The 16,993-nt window shown below is 41.7% G+C and carries 20 protein-coding genes; 8 read left to right on the top strand and 12 right to left on the bottom strand.

The genetic code is table 11. The annotated features are described in order from the left end of the window. Positions 1-246 precede the first annotated feature (246 nt). The gene (locus ODU55_RS10060; protein ID WP_024376586.1) at positions 247-1,086 is read right to left on the bottom strand and encodes an undecaprenyl-diphosphate phosphatase; all 840 of its coding nucleotides are present in this window, start codon (positions 1,084-1,086) and stop codon (positions 247-249) included. 122 nt (positions 1,087-1,208) lie between these two features. On the opposite strand from ODU55_RS10060, the gene ODU55_RS10055 reads away from it, so the two are divergent. Both ODU55_RS10055 and ODU55_RS10050 read left to right on the top strand, forming a co-directional pair. Continuing rightward, positions 1,209-2,774 carry an ABC transporter substrate-binding protein/permease gene (locus ODU55_RS10055; protein WP_398582733.1) on the top strand — a complete coding sequence of 522 codons (1,566 nt, stop codon included), beginning with the start codon at positions 1,209-1,211 and terminating at the stop codon, positions 2,772-2,774. Beyond that, on the top strand, positions 2,767-3,510 hold the full coding sequence (locus tag ODU55_RS10050; RefSeq protein WP_105127986.1) for an amino acid ABC transporter ATP-binding protein: 744 nt from the start codon (positions 2,767-2,769) through the stop codon (positions 3,508-3,510). The genes ODU55_RS10055 and ODU55_RS10050 overlap by 8 nt, the downstream gene beginning before the upstream one ends. Positions 3,511-3,633: 123 nt before the next feature. Here ODU55_RS10050 and ODU55_RS10045 read toward each other — a convergent pair whose 3' ends face one another. The 7 genes from ODU55_RS10045 to ODU55_RS10015 all read right to left on the bottom strand — a co-directional run bounded on the left by ODU55_RS10045 (position 3,634) and on the right by ODU55_RS10015 (position 9,951). Further along, positions 3,634-3,843 (bottom strand): hypothetical protein, encoded by a 210-nt coding sequence (locus ODU55_RS10045; RefSeq protein WP_009910800.1) that lies wholly within the window; start codon positions 3,841-3,843, stop codon positions 3,634-3,636. An 82-nt stretch (positions 3,844-3,925) separates the two neighbouring features. Further along, positions 3,926-4,831 carry an SPFH domain-containing protein gene (locus ODU55_RS10040; protein WP_105140449.1) on the bottom strand — a complete coding sequence of 302 codons (906 nt, stop codon included), beginning with the start codon at positions 4,829-4,831 and terminating at the stop codon, positions 3,926-3,928. Between the two features lie 9 nt (positions 4,832-4,840). After that, positions 4,841-6,091 (bottom strand): threonine ammonia-lyase IlvA, encoded by a 1,251-nt coding sequence (gene ilvA, locus ODU55_RS10035; protein ID WP_024379209.1) that lies wholly within the window; start codon positions 6,089-6,091, stop codon positions 4,841-4,843. Between the two features lie 245 nt (positions 6,092-6,336). Then, complete coding sequence (locus ODU55_RS10030) at positions 6,337-6,492, bottom strand: hypothetical protein (protein WP_398582732.1); 156 nt, start codon at positions 6,490-6,492, stop codon at positions 6,337-6,339. Between the two features lie 216 nt (positions 6,493-6,708). Beyond that, positions 6,709-7,779 carry a ketol-acid reductoisomerase gene (gene ilvC / locus ODU55_RS10025; protein ID WP_398582731.1) on the bottom strand — a complete coding sequence of 357 codons (1,071 nt, stop codon included), beginning with the start codon at positions 7,777-7,779 and terminating at the stop codon, positions 6,709-6,711. After that, on the bottom strand, positions 7,779-8,255 hold the full coding sequence (gene ilvN / locus ODU55_RS10020) for an acetolactate synthase small subunit (protein ID WP_002942256.1): 477 nt from the start codon (positions 8,253-8,255) through the stop codon (positions 7,779-7,781). The genes ilvC and ilvN overlap by 1 nt, the downstream gene beginning before the upstream one ends. Continuing rightward, positions 8,248-9,951, bottom strand: coding sequence for an acetolactate synthase large subunit (locus ODU55_RS10015; protein WP_398582730.1), 1,704 nt, complete (start codon positions 9,949-9,951; stop codon positions 8,248-8,250). The genes ilvN and ODU55_RS10015 overlap by 8 nt, the downstream gene beginning before the upstream one ends. Positions 9,952-10,175: 224 nt before the next feature. On the opposite strand from ODU55_RS10015, the gene ODU55_RS10010 reads away from it, so the two are divergent. From ODU55_RS10010 to ODU55_RS09990, 5 genes are all read left to right on the top strand, one after another. Beyond that, entirely contained in the window at positions 10,176-11,228 is a 1,053-nt protein-coding gene (locus tag ODU55_RS10010; RefSeq protein WP_398582729.1) for a glycosyltransferase, read from the top strand. After that, positions 11,215-12,150, top strand: coding sequence for a phosphodiester glycosidase family protein (locus tag ODU55_RS10005; protein ID WP_398582728.1), 936 nt, complete (start codon positions 11,215-11,217; stop codon positions 12,148-12,150). The genes ODU55_RS10010 and ODU55_RS10005 overlap by 14 nt, the downstream gene beginning before the upstream one ends. Then, positions 12,125-12,541: a hypothetical protein gene (locus ODU55_RS10000; protein ID WP_032504832.1), complete on the top strand. Its 417-nt coding sequence runs from the start codon at positions 12,125-12,127 to the stop codon at positions 12,539-12,541. The genes ODU55_RS10005 and ODU55_RS10000 overlap by 26 nt, the downstream gene beginning before the upstream one ends. Positions 12,542-12,701: 160 nt before the next feature. Continuing rightward, the gene (gene ilvD, locus ODU55_RS09995) at positions 12,702-14,417 is read left to right on the top strand and encodes a dihydroxy-acid dehydratase (protein ID WP_029187369.1); all 1,716 of its coding nucleotides are present in this window, start codon (positions 12,702-12,704) and stop codon (positions 14,415-14,417) included. Between the two features lie 49 nt (positions 14,418-14,466). Continuing rightward, complete coding sequence (locus ODU55_RS09990) at positions 14,467-14,853, top strand: DUF6176 family protein (protein WP_029187368.1); 387 nt, start codon at positions 14,467-14,469, stop codon at positions 14,851-14,853. A gap of 29 nt (positions 14,854-14,882) precedes the next feature. On the opposite strand, the gene ODU55_RS09985 is transcribed toward ODU55_RS09990, so the two are convergent. From ODU55_RS09985 to ODU55_RS09970, 4 genes are all read right to left on the bottom strand, one after another. Next, on the bottom strand, positions 14,883-15,224 hold the full coding sequence (locus ODU55_RS09985) for a metal-sulfur cluster assembly factor (RefSeq protein ID WP_029187367.1): 342 nt from the start codon (positions 15,222-15,224) through the stop codon (positions 14,883-14,885). Positions 15,225-15,339: 115 nt separating this feature from the next. Continuing rightward, positions 15,340-15,786, bottom strand: a complete 447-nt coding sequence (locus ODU55_RS09980) for a transposase (RefSeq protein WP_398582734.1) — start codon at positions 15,784-15,786, stop codon at positions 15,340-15,342. A 73-nt stretch (positions 15,787-15,859) separates the two neighbouring features. Next, positions 15,860-16,189 carry an IS630 transposase-related protein gene (locus tag ODU55_RS09975; protein ID WP_398582727.1) on the bottom strand — a complete coding sequence of 110 codons (330 nt, stop codon included), beginning with the start codon at positions 16,187-16,189 and terminating at the stop codon, positions 15,860-15,862. A gap of 101 nt (positions 16,190-16,290) precedes the next feature. Then, complete coding sequence (locus ODU55_RS09970) at positions 16,291-16,743, bottom strand: pyridoxamine 5'-phosphate oxidase family protein (RefSeq protein ID WP_029187364.1); 453 nt, start codon at positions 16,741-16,743, stop codon at positions 16,291-16,293. Positions 16,744-16,881: 138 nt separating this feature from the next. Here ODU55_RS09970 and ODU55_RS09965 point away from each other — a divergent pair. Beyond that, on the top strand, positions 16,882-16,993 hold a 112-nt coding region (locus ODU55_RS09965; protein ID WP_172014659.1), incomplete at its 3' end, for an IS630 transposase-related protein.

The raw sequence follows: 16,993 nt of genomic DNA, 5'->3' as shown, positions 1-16,993 counted from the left end.
ACTGATGAATTGCATCAGACATTTGGTTTCAGAAGTGATTATCAAATTATTAGCGAAAAAAAGATGAAAAAAATTTTACAAGCGTCAAAATCGAGAAAAAGTACGCATTTTTGATATAAAAAGAAAACCTCTCTAAACCCTTGATATGCATAGGGTTAGGGAGGTTTTTGTCGTTTAAAACTGTCAAAGACGGGATTATACTAAAACCAAGCTCGAAAGACAAAAGAAAAGCAGGTCTCCCTGCTCTTAAAATAAAAATGTGATAAAGGCATAAACCAATAAAATCGCTCCTAAAATGATGCGGTAGTAACCAAAAACCTTGAAATCATGTTTTTTAACAAAGTCTGTCAAGAAACGAATAACAACTAAGGATACCAAGTAAGCCGTCACACTAGCGACTAGCAAGATCCATACCTGCTCCATATTCAGGCTATTGCCATCTAAGAAATATTTAACAGCCTTCAAGCCACTATAACCAAACATGGTTGGAATCCCAAGAAAGAAGGTAAAATCTGCCGCCACAGATCGGCTGGTCCCCAAAATAATCGCTCCCAGAATGGTCGCACCTGAGCGACTAGTCCCTGGAACGATGCTTAAGACCTGGAAACACCCAATCAACAAGGCAGTTTTATAAGACATTTTCGCTAAGTCCGTCACCTGTGGCTCTACACCACTGTTACGGTTCTCAATCCAAATAAAGGCAATACCGTAGACAATCAAAGCAATCGCAATCGGTACCATAAAATTGAAGTGCGCTTCAAACCAATTATCCAACGGGACTGCAATTAGGATGGACGGAATACAGGCAATGACAACCTTGGCCCATAATTGCCAAGTTAATTGAATATCACGCTTGGTTTTTCCAGGCTGAAATGGATTCAATTTTTTAAAGTAAATGGTCATAACTGCTAGAATTGCTCCTAGCTGAATGACAATATTAAACATTTCTAGGAAGTTCTTACTTTGGTTTAATTTCACGAACTCTTGAACCAAAATTAAATGCCCCGTTGAAGAAACTGGCAACCATTCCGTTACCCCTTCAATGATTCCTAAAAATATAGCCTTCAACAATTCCAAAATCATAATAAACTCCTTTTTTCAATTCTAATTATTATACCATAAAAAAATAACACAATGATAGTTCAAGGATATTGAAATTTGTCAGAATTTTTAATAAAATGGTGTAATAGCATTTTAAAGGAGACATTATGAAACGTAAACTCAGTATATTTCTGCTGACCCTAATCGCTGTTTTTTCTGTAACAACAGGGGTTCGGGCAGACGAATACCTGCGGGTCGGTATGGAAGCTGCCTATGCACCATTTAACTGGACCCAAGAAGATGATAGCAACGGTGCCGTTCCTATTGAGGGAACCAATCAATTTGCCAACGGATATGATGTTCAGGTTGCAAAAAAAATCGCTGATTCCATGGATAAAGAACTCTTGGTTGTTAAAACCAAGTGGGAAGGCTTGGTCCCTGCTCTTACATCTGGTAAAATCGATATGATTATCGCCGGTATGAGCCCGACAGAAGAGCGCAAGAAAGAAATCGCCTTCTCAGATAGCTACTACACTTCAATTCCTACCCTGGTTGTTCGTTCTGATAGTCAGTACGCAGATGCAACCAGCTTGGAAGATTTTGCTGGCGCAAAAATCACTGCCCAGCAAGGGGTTTACCTCTATGATTTGATTGACCAAATTGAAGGGGCTAACAAACAGACTGCCATGGGAGATTTCTCCCAAATCCGTCAAGCTTTAGAATCTGGCATTATAGACGCCTATGTTTCTGAACGTCCAGAAGGTCGTACAGCAGAAGCTGCAAATAAAGCTTTCAAAATGGTTGAATTGGCAGACAGTTTTGAAACCAATGCCGAAGACGTGACCATTGCTGTCGGTATGCGCAAAGATGACGAGCGTATCGCTCAGGTCAACGAAGTCTTAGCAACTATTTCAGAAGAAGAGCAAATCGCACTTATGGATGATATGATTGAAAACCAGCCTGTTGAAGAAGCCAGCGAGGGCGAAACACCTAGTTTCTTCGCCCAAGTTTGGAATATTGTTGTTAACAACTGGCAACAACTTCTGCGCGGAACTGGGATGACATTGCTCATTTCCATCCTCGGTACAATTATCGGTACTGCTATCGGTCTCCTCATCGGTGTCTTCCGTACAGCTCCAAAAGCAGCAAACAAGGCACTTGCTATTGGTCAAAAAGTGCTCGGTTGGATTATCAATATCTACATCGAAATTTTCCGTGGTACACCGATGATTGTACAATCCATGGTTATTTACTATGGTACCGCCCAAGCATTCGGACTCAATCTTGACCGCACACTTGCCGCTATCTTCATTGTATCCATCAACACAGGTGCCTACATGAGTGAGATTGTCCGCGGTGGTATCTTTGCCGTCGATAAAGGCCAATTTGAAGCTGCTACTGCTCTCGGATTTACCCATAATCAGACCATGCGTAAGATTGTCCTTCCACAGGTTATTCGTAACATCTTACCAGCGACCGGTAATGAATTTGTCATCAATATCAAAGATACTTCTGTATTGAACGTTATCTCAGTTGTTGAACTCTATTTCTCAGGAAATACTGTCGCAACCCAAACCTATCAATATTTCCAAACCTTTACGGTTATTGCTATTATCTACTTCATCCTAACCTTTACTGTGACACGTATCTTACGCGCAGTTGAAAAGCATTTTGATACAGATACATACACAACAGGTGCAAACCAAATGCAAGTCGAGGTGCCACATGACTAAAAATGTAATTCTTGAAATCAAAAATCTAAAGAAATCATACGGACAAAATCAAGTCCTCAAAGACATCTCTATTAGCGTTGAAAAGGGCGAGGTTATCTCAATCATCGGTTCATCTGGTTCGGGAAAATCAACTTTCCTCCGTTCTATCAACCTTTTGGAAACACCAACAGAAGGACAGATTCTATACCACGGACAAGATGTTTTGGCTAAAGGATATGATTTGACGACTTACCGTGAAAAACTAGGTATGGTATTCCAATCCTTCAACCTTTTCAACAATCTAAATGTATTGGAAAATGCCATTGTAGCACAAACTACGGTACTGAAACGAGATCGAGCTGAGGCAGAGAAAATCGCCAAGGAAAATCTCAACAAGGTTGGTATGACTGAGCAATACTGGCAAGCCAAACCAAGCCAACTGTCTGGCGGACAAAAACAACGGGTCGCCATTGCTCGTGCACTTTCCGTAGACCCAGAAGTCATTCTCTTTGACGAGCCAACCTCTGCTCTTGACCCTGAAATGGTCGGAGAGGTGCTTAAAACCATGCAGGATTTGGCAAAATCTGGCTTGACTATGATTATCGTTACGCATGAAATGGAATTTGCCCGTGATGTTTCAGACCGTGTCATCTTTATGGATAAGGGTGTCATTGCCGAAGAAGGCAGTCCACAGCAAATCTTTGAAAATCCCCAGGAAGAACGGACTCGCGAATTTCTCCAACGTTTCCTTGGATAACCTTTCAATCCTTTATTCGAATTCAAACTTATCAGCCTTTTTAGCTGGTAAGTTTTTTTGTACCAAAAAAAGAAGACCAAATGGTCTTCTCAGTAAAGGTTCTAAATAAAACTATTATTTAGATTAGTTTTCAAATTTCTTGTGGTTTTTATCGTAAAAATCAATCAACCCCAAGGCAGTAGCAAATGAAATGTTGTCAATTTTAGCGCGTCCTTGTGCAAGAGCGATAACTGACATTTCACGAGCATTCGTTTCCTTGCTGATACGGTAACCAGTAATTTTCTTTTCACGAACCCAGCCAACAACTGCGGCAACTTTTTCGTAACTAGTCATGAGAAACCCCTTTCTATTTTATTCGTGCAATTAAGTATAATACAGATAAACCTATTTTGTCAAGCAAAATGTTCGGTTTTTACTATGATTTTACTTTGAGAGATGACAATAGTTGCGTTCTGATATCTTCTACTCCTTCCGGATTTGCAGGAAGGAAAATGGTTTGATTACCTCCTTGTGCAAAATTGTTTAATGTATCCAAGTATTGGTTGGTCAACAGGATTGACATAATTTGCTCTTCAGACAGGCTGACATTTGAATCTTTCAACTCTCTAATCGAATCTGCCAAACCGTCTACGATTGCCTTACGTTGTTGGGCAATCCCCACACCATGTAGGCGGTCTTTTTCAGCTTCTGCTTCGGCAGCAGTTACGATTTTAATCTTATCGGCCTCTGCCAATTCTTGGGCCGCAACCCGTTTCCGCTGAGCTGCGTTAATTTCATTCATTGATTGCTTGACCTCGGCATCTGGCTCCACCTTGGTAATCAAGGTCTTGACGATGACATAACCGTAGGTCGACATTTCTTCTGCCACTTGTTTTTGGACTTCAAGGGCAATCTCATCTTTCTTCTCAAAGAGCTCATCCAAGGTCAATTTGGGAACGGATGAACGCAGGGCATCTTCAATATAGGACTTAATCTGTGCTTCTGGGTGCATGAGCTTGTAATAGGCATCCGTCACATTATTTTCATTTACTCGATATTGAGTTGCCACATTCATTGTGACAAAAACGTTATCCTGCGTCTTGGTTTCTACCACAATTTCACTTTGCAACATCCGCAATTGAATGCGGGCTGCGATGACATCGACTCCAAATGGTATTTTAAAGTTTATACCTGAAGTAGATGTTTTTTGGTATTTCCCAAAGCGCTCAATAATAGCGACCGTCTGCTGCTTAACAACGTATAGCCCTGAAGCAATCAAAATCAAAGCAATCAGTACAAAAAACAAGAAACTACCAATAAAAACAATTGGACCAAGCACCATAATGACCTCCTAAACTAGCATTTTATAAAGCGAATCATTTTCATGAAGATTGATGTACTGGGGATCAAATTCTTCCAAGCGAGAAATAAACTGCGCATAATCTTTTTTATCTCCTAGGGCAATACCGATTAGAACCGGTCCTGTTCCCTTATTGGCACGTTTGATATATTCAAAACGAGTAATATCATCATTTGGCCCTAGAATTTCATTTACAAATTCACGAAGAGCCCCTGGACGTTGTGGAAAATTAACAACAAAGTAGTGTTTAATTCCCTCGTAGATAAGCGCGCGTTCCTCCATTTCCGGCATCCTGTTGATGTCGTTATTACCACCAGAAATGATACAACAAATGGTTTGCCCCTTGATTTGGTCCTTGACTACCTCAAGAGCTGCAATCGTTGCTGCTCCTGCTGGCTCAGCAACAATACCCAGCTTAGAATAGAGGTCTAAAATAGTCCCAGAAATCCATCCTTCATCCACACCAATCAGGCGATCTACGTATTTCCGAGCCACTTCGTAGGTCGACTTACCAACTTTCTGTACCGCAATACCGTCAGCAAATTTATCAATTTGGTCTAATTTAACCGGACGACCTTTATCAAAAGCCGCTTTCATTGACCGTGCCCCACTTGCTTCAACACCAACAATCTTAATTTCAGGTGCATGTTCTTTCAGATAGGCCGAAACGCCTGCAACCAGACCACCTCCTCCTATGGGAACTAAAATTTGGTCAAAACTAATGGTTTGCTCCTCCGCTTCTTCCAAGATTTCATAGGCTACTGTTCCCTGACCAGCCTGCACATTTTCATCATCGAATGGGTCTATAAAGGTTTTCCCACTTTCCTGAGTATAATCTTGTGCCGCCTTGGCTGACTCATCGAAGGTATCTCCTACGAGCCGAATCTCTACGTAGTCTCCTCCGAAAAATTTAACCTGCCCTATTTTTTGTTGCGGAGTTGTAATGGGCATGAAAATCGTAGCAGGAATTTGCATTTCCTGACAGGTGTAGGCCACCCCTTGAGCATGGTTTCCGGCCGAAGCACAGACCACTCCGCGTGACTTCTCATCATCTGTCAATTGTGAAATAGCATAATAGGCTCCTCGAATTTTAAAAGAGCGAACACGCTGTTCATTTTCTCTTTTTAAATAAATAGTTGCACCATATTTTTCCGACAAGTATCGACTATAATCCAAGGGGGTACGTACTACCACGCGCTTAAGAACGGAGTATGCTTGTTCTACATTTTTTGCTGTAATCATAGTTCCATTAATTTCTTTCTATCTATATTTTAACAATATTTTTAAAATTTTCCTAACAATTATACGCATATTTAAAATAATATATTGCAATCGTTTGAATCACGATTTATTATCTCAGTTTTAGCCTGTATTGTAAACAAAATGGTCAAAAGAGCTGGTCATACCAGCTCCTTTATTCCTTTTTTATTCCTAGTCAATTCTAGTAAAGCCTCTTAAATCTCACCCTGTATTTTCAGGAAAGGGTTCTATGGTCGCTCTCGAATTGCTGGGCGAGCAATTACTTCCTTCAAAGGTTCCCCAAACCTTTGAAGCTGTTGGAAGTGGGAAATAAAACTTGCGGCAGCAAGTGTCACATAGCCTATCCCCAGACCTGCCTCGCTCTCTTGTTTTCGGGCGAGCAATTACTTCCTTCAAAGGTTCCCCAAACCTTTGAAGCTGTCAGAGGTTGGAGATGAAACTTGCGGCAGCAAGTATCTCATAGCCTATCCGTAGGCTTGCCTCCACCGGACTGACCTCGCTCTCTTATTTCTAGGCGAGGGCTTTATGGTCGCTCCCGAATTGCTGGGCGACCAGCTGAAAGAGTCTATTCCCAGACTCTTTCACTCCACCAGACTGTTTTAGTTGTAGATTTTGAAAGAATCGTCATCATTGCGTCCGACAAATGGCATTGCTTTGCGGAGTTCTGCACCAACTTTTTCAATTTCAAGATTTTCTGCTTCTTTACGGTATGCTTCCATACGTGGGCGACCTGCTTTATAGTCATTTACAAAGTCATTTGCAAATTTACCAGATTGAATATCTGCAAGGACTGCCTTCATGTTTTCTTTGACTTGGTCTGTAATGACACGTGGGCCTGATACATAGTCACCGAATTCAGCAGTGTTTGAGATAGATTGGCGCATTTTCTTAAAGCCACCTTCGTAGACAAGGTCAACGATAAGTTTCATCTCGTGGAGAACTTCGAAATAAGCCAATTCTGGTGCATAACCTGCTTCTGTCAAGACTTCAAAACCTGCCTGCATCAGAGCTGTCAAGCCACCGCAAAGAACAGCTTGCTCACCAAACAAATCTTCTTCCGTTTCTTCTTTGAAGGTTGTTTCCAAAAGACCTACGCGGGCTGAGCCAACACCTTTTGCCCAGTCCATAGCGATATGCTTGGCATTGCCAGTTGCATCTTGGTACACTGCGTAAAGGGCTGGCACACCGAAGCCTTCTTCAAAGGTACGGCGAACTAAGTGACCTGGACCTTTTGGTGCACACATGAAGACATCCACATCTGCTGGCACCTTGATAAATTCAAAGTGAACGTTGAAACCATGGGCAAAACCAAGGGCATTGCCAGCTTCCAAGTTTGGAGCGATTTCTTCATTGTAAAGGTCTGCCTGGATTTCGTCTGGAGCCAAAATCATGATAACATCGGCTTGTTTTGCTGCTTCTGCTACTTCAAAGGTTTCAAAACCGTCTTCTTTTGCCTTGTCAAATGACTTACCTGCACGCACACCGATGATGACATCGTGTCCTGTATCACGCAAGTTTTGAGCATGAGCATGGCCTTGTGAACCATAACCGATAACGGCGATACGTTTGCCATCAAGTGCTGCTACTGTTACATCTTTTTCATATTGCATTGCTACTGCCATAATTTTCTCTTTTCTAATTTTATTTTTATATTTGACTGAGGGATTCATTAATCTCTACTGAAACCAGTCGCACCCGTTCTTGCGATATTCTTAATGCCGTAAGGCTGAATCACGCGCAGGAGGGCGTCAATCTTATCTCCGTCACCTGTCATTTGGATGGTAATAGAGTGAGGTGCCACATCGACAACATTTGCTCTAAAGGGTTGGATAATCGCTAAAATTTCTGCTCGTTTTGTTGGCGGAGCTGAAATTTTGACAAGAATCACCTCACGCTCTAAGTGGGGTATGTCCGTTAAGTCACGTACTCGAACCACATCAATCAAGCGGTTCAGCTGTTTGATGATTTGTTCGACCTCATCGTGACTGGCCACGTCTACAATCACCGTCACACGTGAGATGCCATCTACTTCTGTTGGGCCGACGGAGATGGACTCAATATTGATTTGGCGACGAGATAGGACACCTGTAAAACGATTCAGAACACCAGATGAATTTCGCAATTTAGCTGTTAACATTCTACGCATTGAACTTCACCCCCAACATTTCTGCATTGCTCTTACCTGCTGGCACCATCGGTTGAACATGTTCACGATTAGAAATATGAACCTCTATGAGCATTGGTTTATCTTCTAAGATAACTTTCATGTCTTCACTTAGAGTCGCTGGATTGTCAAAACTATAATGACTAATTCCATAAGCCTCCGCCAACAATTGGAAATTCGGTTCATCGTCAAATACAGATTGGCTACGACGCTTTTCATAGAAGGATTCCTGCCATTGACGAACCATTCCAAGAGAGTGGTTATTAATCAATACGACCTTAATCGGTACACCATAGCCATTCAAAATAGCCAATTCTTGGTTGGTCATTTGGAAGCCGCCATCACCAACAAAGATGATTACTTCTTTATCTGGATTAGCTAATTTGGCACCGATAGCCGCAGGAATACCAAAGCCCATGGTTCCCATGCCTCCAGATGTTACAAGTTGACGTGCATGTTTGTAGGGGTAGAATTGGGCAGCCCACATTTGATGCTGACCAACATCTGTCACGACAATGGCATCCCCTTGCGTCAACTGACCAATTAATTCAATTGCCGCCTGTGGCTTAATAACCTTTTCATCTTCATCATACCAAAATGGCGCCCGACGTTTGTTTTCCAATACTTGTGCCGTCCAATCAGCATAGCCTGTTTCGACTGTTTCTAAGGCAAGCAGAGCTTTCAAGGTTGCCTTAGCATCGCCCACTACTGGAATAGCCGTTTTGACAACTTTACCAATTTCTGCGGGATCAATATCAATGTGTGCTACCGTCGCATTTGGCGCATAGGTTGTTGGATTTCCTGTTAGGCGGTCATCGAATCTCGCTCCAATATTGATAATGTAGTCAGCCTGATCCATAGCCATATTAGAAGCATATGAACCGTGCATACCACCCATTCCAAGAGATAATTCATGCTCAATTGGCACGGCACCTAAACCTAGCAAGGTAGAAACAACTGGGATTCTGTAACGTTCCGCAAAGGCAATCAGCTCTTGATTGGCATCTGCGTAATTGACACCACCACCAGCCAATATAACTGGTTTTTGAGCTTGGCTAAGCTGTTTCAAAATTTTCTTAACCTGCAAACCATTTGGTTCAATCGTTGGCTGATAACTTGGCAAATGTAGAGTTGGGTCATGATAAAAATCAACAACTCTTTCTTGGATGTCTTTTGGAACATCAATAACAACGGGACCTGGTCTCCCTGTTGTTGCAATATGGAGAGCTTCTGTGATGACTCTAGGAATATCTGCCGTATCCCGAATTTGGTAATTGTACTTGGTAATCGGCATTGTCATCCCCAAGACATCTGCTTCCTGAAAAGCATCTTTACCGATACCACGTGTTGCGACTTGACCAGTAAAAACTAAAAGAGGAACACTATCACCCATTGCGTCCGCAATTCCAGTAATGGCATTGGTAGCACCTGGCCCAGAGGTTACAATGGCTACGCCCACCTTTCCTGATGATTTAGCGTATCCTTCGGCCTCGTGGACTGCTCCTTGTTCATGACGAGCCAAAATATGCTGGATTCCCTCATATTGATAGATAGCATCATATAGAGGCAAAACTGCCCCACCAGGATAACCAAAAACAAGGTCTACTCCCAGCTGATGCAGGGTGTCCAAAATGAGATAGGACCCCGAACGCGGTTGGTCTAGTTGAATTTCTTGCACGAATATTCCTCCTCTCTGCAAATGTTATCTACTATAATATCACAAGGAGATAGAATGTCAAGGAATTTTCTGAAAATTCCTACATTTATTTAGGAATCTTAAACATACCCTAAACAATTCTTGAAGTAAACTTAACCAAACTCCTTGCCCAGCTTGGTTTCAGCTTGCTTTTAGAAAACTTCAGTATAGTAATCCCATCAAGAAAAATAAATGAGGTTTAGGATATGTATTATGTAGTGATACCGGCTTACCAGCCAGATGAAAAATTAATCCAACTATTAGAAATAATGAAAAACAGGCTAAATTGTCAGGTCATCGTTGTGGATGATGGTAGTACTGGCGCATCCAAAAATATTCTTGAAATCGCCAAAACCTATGCAATTGTTCTACACCATGATGTCAACAAAGGAAAAGGCCAAGCCTTGCGAACAGCCTTTAGTTTCATCCAAGATTTGAGAAAACCAGGTGTTATCGTAACTGCTGACGCAGATGGTCAACACGCTGTAAATGATATTGACCGTGTCGCACGCGCCGCCATGAATCTACCAAGCCGCCTCATCCTTGGCGTCCGTCAATTTACTAAGGATATCCCGCTCCGTAGCCGATTTGGTAACAAACTAACCAGAGTATTGTTTAGATTGCAAACTGGTGTCAATGTGTCCGATACGCAAACAGGCTTGCGTGGATTCCATACTGACTTAATTCCATTCATGTTAGATATTGAAGGCGACCGCTATGAGTACGAGATGAACATGTTAACTCAGGCAAGTCAACGCTATAAAATTACGGAAGTTCCAATCCAAACTATTTATATCGATGATAATGCCAGTTCGCATTTTCGTCCCATAAAAGATGGACTGCTCATTTACAAAAATCTCTTCAAATTTGCCTTAGCATCATTTGGTGGCTTTCTAGTTGACTACGGTGTCTATGCCCTAGCCTTGTTACTCCTCACTAGCTTACCGACTGCGGTACGCTTATTGGTCGCAAATACCCTTGCTCGCATTTGTAGTGCTACCTGTAACTTTGCCCTTAACAAGAAGTTAGTCTTTAAAAATAAAGAAAGCGTCACTCGTACTGGAGCCGGCTACTTTACTTTAGCCCTTATCCTCTTCCTTTGTGACACTGCGCTTCTTTATCTCTTCCACCAAATTCTAGGACTCAACCTCTACATTGTCAAACTTGCAGTTGATATCTTCCTTTTCCTAGCTTCTTGGTTTGTTCAAAAGAATATCATTTTTAAAGAAAGGAAATCATTTTCCCATGAAATTGCTTAAAAAACCCTTTGCCTATGCCTCAATCTTCGGAATACTCTTAACCAGTGGGTTCACCTATTCTATGTTGAAAACCTTTGTCATCTCAGAGGCCATCTCAACAGTCTCTGCAAGCAATACCACAGCAAGTAGCCAAGATACAACTACCTCATCTTCATCGACAGCTGCCACCACTGCAACAAACGTATCTACAACAGATACCAGCTATATGGATGACAATATCCAAATTAACTTGGAAACCATCACAACCAACAATACAACTGTCTATGTAGCGGATATCCAAGTTAGCTCGCCAGAGTATTTAAAAACAGCACTTGCGCAAAACACTTACGGTACAAACGTAACAGCTAAAACCTCAGAAACAGCGGCAGCAAACAATGCCATTCTAGCGGTTAATGGTGACTACTACGGAGCCAACTCAACTGGTTATGTTATTAAAAACGGCGTTCTCTACCGTGACACAGTCCGTGACAATGCTTCCTATGGTGACTTGGCTATCTACGCAGACGGCTCATTTGAAATCATTTATGAAAATGAGATTACTGCCCAAGAATTGATTGACAAGGGTGTGGTCAACCTCTTAGCCTTCGGACCAACCTTGGTTGAAAATGGTGAGATCGTTGTCGATACATCTACAGAGGTTGGTCGTGCCATGGCATCAAATCCACGCTCTGCTATTGGTATCATTGATGAAAACCACTACATTATCGTCGTCGCAGATGGACGTACATCAGAAAGTGAGGGACTCTCACTCTACCAAATGGCTGAAGTCATGAAACAATATGGTGTGCAAACAGCCTATAACCTTGACGGTGGTGGATCATCTACTCTTTACTTCAACGGACAAATTATTAATAACCCAACAACAAACGGAAACACTATCTCAGAAAGGGCGGTGAGTGACATTGTCTACATCGGTTACTAATTCAACTACAAGAGTTTCAAGAACATTTATCTCCTACTTGGCAATAACAGCTTTCCTGTTTATTTTCAGTCGAATCTATGAAAGTCTCAGCTATGGCGAAGTCTCTGTCTTTATGCATTATATGTTCTGTGTACCATTAATAGGCGGAGCTGTGCTACTCGGTCTGCTGCAACTTATACCTACTCTTTCACGTCTCTCCTATAATTTGTGGAATTCTGGCGTTGCAACTATTACAGCTGGTTGTCTTCTCCGAGGCATTATCAACCTATCTGGACGTTCAACTACCTTAGATCAACCTTATTGGTACATCGGCGCAGCCTTCCTAGTTCTATCGTTAGTCGGTCTTTTTATCAATCCATCCGCAAACAATCGTCGAAAAACGACCACTTAATCTACAAATAAATGATAAGGGCACTTAAAATTCTTAGGTGCCTTTTACTGTAGAATGAATTGTTGAAAAATTCGGAAATTTCCAATTATTTATCAAATCTTTTATCGTTTCTTTCATATCTATGATATAATGGGTAAAATAAGATAGGGAGAAGAAAATTATGACCGATACAAACAAACTTAAAAACCTCCGTCATCGTAGCTCTGTCTACGATTCGATGGTCAAATCACCCAACCGTGCCATGCTTCGCGCAACAGGAATGACCGACGATAGCTTTGAAAAGCCTATTGTTGGGGTTATTTCGACATGGGCTGAAAATACACCTTGTAATATCCACCTTCATGACTTTGGTAAATTAGCCAAAGAAGGAGTTAAAGATGCAGGTGCCTGGCCTGTTCAATACGGTACCATCACCGTTGCAGACGGAATCGCCATGGGAACACCTGGTATGCGCTTCTCCTTGACTTCCCGTGACATCATAGCCGACTCTATTGAGGCAGCTATGGGAGGGCACAACGTGGATGCCTTTGTCGCAATCGGCGGCTGTGATAAAAATATGCCTGGTTCTATGATTGCTATCGCCAATATGGACATTCCTGCCGTATTTGCCTACGGTGGAACCATCGCACCAGGAAACCTCAATGGTAAAGATATTGACTTGGTTTCTGTCTTCGAAGGAATCGGAAAATGGAACAATGGCGACTTAACTGCTGAAGAAGTTCGTCAGATTGAGTGTAATGCCTGTCCTGGTCCTGGTGGTTGTGGTGGTATGTACACTGCCAATACCATGGCTACTGCCATTGAGGTAATGGGTATGTCCATTCCTGGCTCTTCTTCTCACCCTGCTGAATCTCCTGAGAAGAAGGCTGATATCGAAGAAGCTGGTCGTGCTGTTGTACGCATGCTAGAACTTGGCATCAAACCATCTGACATTATGACGCGTGAAGCCTTTGAAGATGCTATTACAGTCACAATGGCTCTGGGGGGCTCAACCAACGCTACGCTCCATCTTCTAGCCATCGCCCATGCTGCTAATGTTGAATTAACACTGGAAGATTTCAACGATTTCCAAGAACGAGTACCTCACCTAGCTGACCTCAAGCCATCTGGTAAATATGTTTTCCAAGACCTCTATAATGTCGGCGGTGTCCCTGCTGTTATGAAATACTTGCTCAAAAACGGCTTCCTTCATGGCGACCGCATCACATGTACAGGTAAAACCGTTGCTGAAAACCTAGAGAATTTTGCAGACTTGACTCCAGGTCAAGATGTCATCATGCCACTTGAAAATCCAAAACGTGCAGATGGCCCACTCATCATCCTCAAAGGTAACCTTGCTCCTGAAGGTGCCGTTGCCAAGGTTTCTGGTGTGAAAGTCCGCAACCATACAGGTCCAGCCAAGGTCTTTGATTCTGAAGAAGAAGCAATCGAAGCCGTCTTGACCGATGAAATCGTAGATGGCGATGTAGTCGTTGTCCGCTATGTTGGACCCAAAGGCGGTCCTGGTATGCCTGAAATGCTATCCCTTTCTTCTATGATTGTCGGAAAAGGCCAAGGTGACAAGGTTGCCCTTCTAACAGACGGTCGTTTCTCTGGTGGTACCTATGGACTGGTTGTTGGACACATCGCACCTGAAGCTCAGGATGGTGGACCAATTGCCTACCTCCGTACAGGTGATTTGGTGACGGTTGACCAAGATACCAAAGAAATCACCATGCATGTTTCTGACCAAGAAATCGAAGAACGCAAGAAAACTACTGTTATCCCACCACTCTACTCTCGTGGTGTTCTCGGTAAATATGCCCATACCGTATCATCTGCCTCTAAAGGAGCCGTTACCGACTTCTGGAGACCAGAACGTACAGGGAAAAAATAAGGAACTCAACGACCCTGTCCTCGCGGCAGGGTTTTCCAAAAGGAGAAAAATGAAACTAAACGTCGAACTATCCCGCTTTCGAGTCAAAGAAGGGAAATCAGCTCAAGTTGATGAATGGATGACCTTCCTTAATGACCATTTGGAAGATACCCTGCTCACCCTAGAAGGCGAGAAAATGTATGTCGAAACCATCTTCCGTGAAGTGCTGGACGGTCGCGAATACCTCTACTGGTACTCTGTCCAAGCCGAAGGAGGGATTGAAGTCGAAGATTCAGAATCCTATATCGACAAAAAACATTTAGAATACTGGGAAGAATGCACCGACCCGAGCTATGGCATGGTAGATTTATCTCCTCAGGTTGTCATGATTCCTAAGCCTGTTTATGAAACTCTGGAAGAATTAGACAGACAATACAACGACACATATAAAAACTGAGTTGCAAACTCTTGCAACTCAGTTTCTTTTTATTTCGGACTGATACCAAGCGTAATACGTCCAAGACGGCTGATGCGGGTCATCTTCCAAGCAGGAGACCAGACAATCTCTACCTGTGCATCGTTTATACCATCAATCGTTTTCAAGGCTGCAACTAATTCTCCTGGCATGGTATCTGCACAGGAACAACCTGCATCTGTAAAGGTCATGACAACCTTGCAAAAACCAGCTTCATCTAAATGAATCTCATAAATCAAACCCAAATTGTAGATGTCTAGTTCAATTTCAGGATCGTAAATGGATTCCAAAACCTCTATCAACTGTTCTGATACAGTTAACGCTCGTTCATTAATCTGAATATCTTCTCTCATTAGCTTTCTCATCTTTCTAATTTGTATCATTTTCTCATATTTTTTATCAATTATCAAGAAAAATTTGCAAATTCTGAATATTCAAAAAAAGTTTGGCTGAAACCTCTTTTTATAGTTATTTAGTTTTAAGATAGTATTCCAAAGCAGACTGAACAAAACGACCTGTTCTTAACAATTCAGTCACCTTTCTTTTTAGAGTAGCCCAAAACTGTTCGATGGGATTGAGTTCAGGAGAATAAGGTGGTAAGGGAAGAAAGTAATGCCCGCTAGCTATAGAACACTCATCAAGGTGCTTATTAGGATGAAAGGTGGCATTATCCATAACAATCAGATGTGGCTCTGATAAGCACGGTAATAATTCCTTTTGATACCATGTCATAAAAAGATCTGCTGTCATTGTTCCGTGATACAACAAGGGTGCTACAATTTGGGAACCAATTTGTCCTGCGACAACAGAAAGCCTTTCAAAACGACGTCCACTAACCTTGTCATAGACTTTTTGACCGCGTACAGCTCTTGCTTTGTGACGATAAAGATAAGTGTCAATGCCAGTCTCATCAATATAGACAATTGGGGTATTAGGAAAACACCTTAGAACATCTAAGTAGCGTCTAACTTTGTCGCTATCTTGTTCTTTATAAGTTGTCGTCTTTTTTTAAAGTGATGTTCAGTTTTTTTAAGGCTGCCCAAACTGAGGGAATACTACAGTCAAAATGCTCTGCTATTTCCCTTAAGAAAGCATCTGGATGTTCCTTGACATAGGCTTCTAACTTATCCAATGGCAATTTGCGAGGGCTTGGTTTTCTTTTTTGGCGCTCCAAATGACCTCGTTCTTTGAGTTGTTTCTCCCACAGATACAGTGTATTAGTGCTAATTCCAAATAACTGACACGTTTCTTTTTTGGAATGACCAGCCTCTACATAATTAATAACTCGTTTTCTAAAATCTATTCCGTAACTTTTCATAAGTATAGTATAACACATACTATATAGAAACTAACAAACTATACCATGAAAAGAATAAAATAACCGAGTAATTTGCCACAGACTATTAAAGATACGGTTCTCTATAAACTTCTTGCTTGTCCTTCGTTGTCGCCTCCAATAGAAAATAAGTAGCGATGTCCTTGAGTTAGACTATGATAAAACCCATCTCCTTCATAAATTTGAAAAATCCTCATAGTCTTTTGACTTTCTTCATCTTTATAGACATGTTGAATATAGTCATTATCCGAAAACACCTTGTCCAGCAGTTCTTGGCTTGCCAGTCTTGCCTTTCCCTCAATCCGAATAACCTGGATGAGATACTCTTCTTCAGACAAGGCCGACAATGCCACGCGACCATCTTCTATTAACTGTCTATAAAAATGAGTCTCAGAACCAGTCATAAAGAAGATACCATCTTCATTCGCAGCAGTAATATGAATAGGTCGAGCGTGGGGATTTCCTGCTTCATCTACTGTCGCAAAAATCCCCAATTTCATCTCTTCCAAAATTCCCATGATTTCTTTCGTCTTCATCAGCAGCCTCCTTGACATAAATTCTACCTAGATTATAGCAAATTCTATGCAGAAAGTTAAGATGAATAAATCTAAAACCATATTCCTATATCAGATATAGTTGTTTAGTTTTTATTTAATGTGTGATAAAATAGACTTATGACTTACGGAATTGATTTTAGAAAACGCGTTATTGCCTATGTCCAATCAGGACACACAAAAAAGGAAACCTGTGACCTATTTGGTATTGGAACCGATACCTTGTACCGTT

Source organism: Streptococcus sp. 2022WUSS037, assembly GCF_044427225.1.
In the GTDB taxonomy this organism is placed as follows: Bacteria; Bacillota; Bacilli; order Lactobacillales; family Streptococcaceae; genus Streptococcus.
This window is presented reverse-complemented; position numbering and strand designations above follow the sequence as displayed.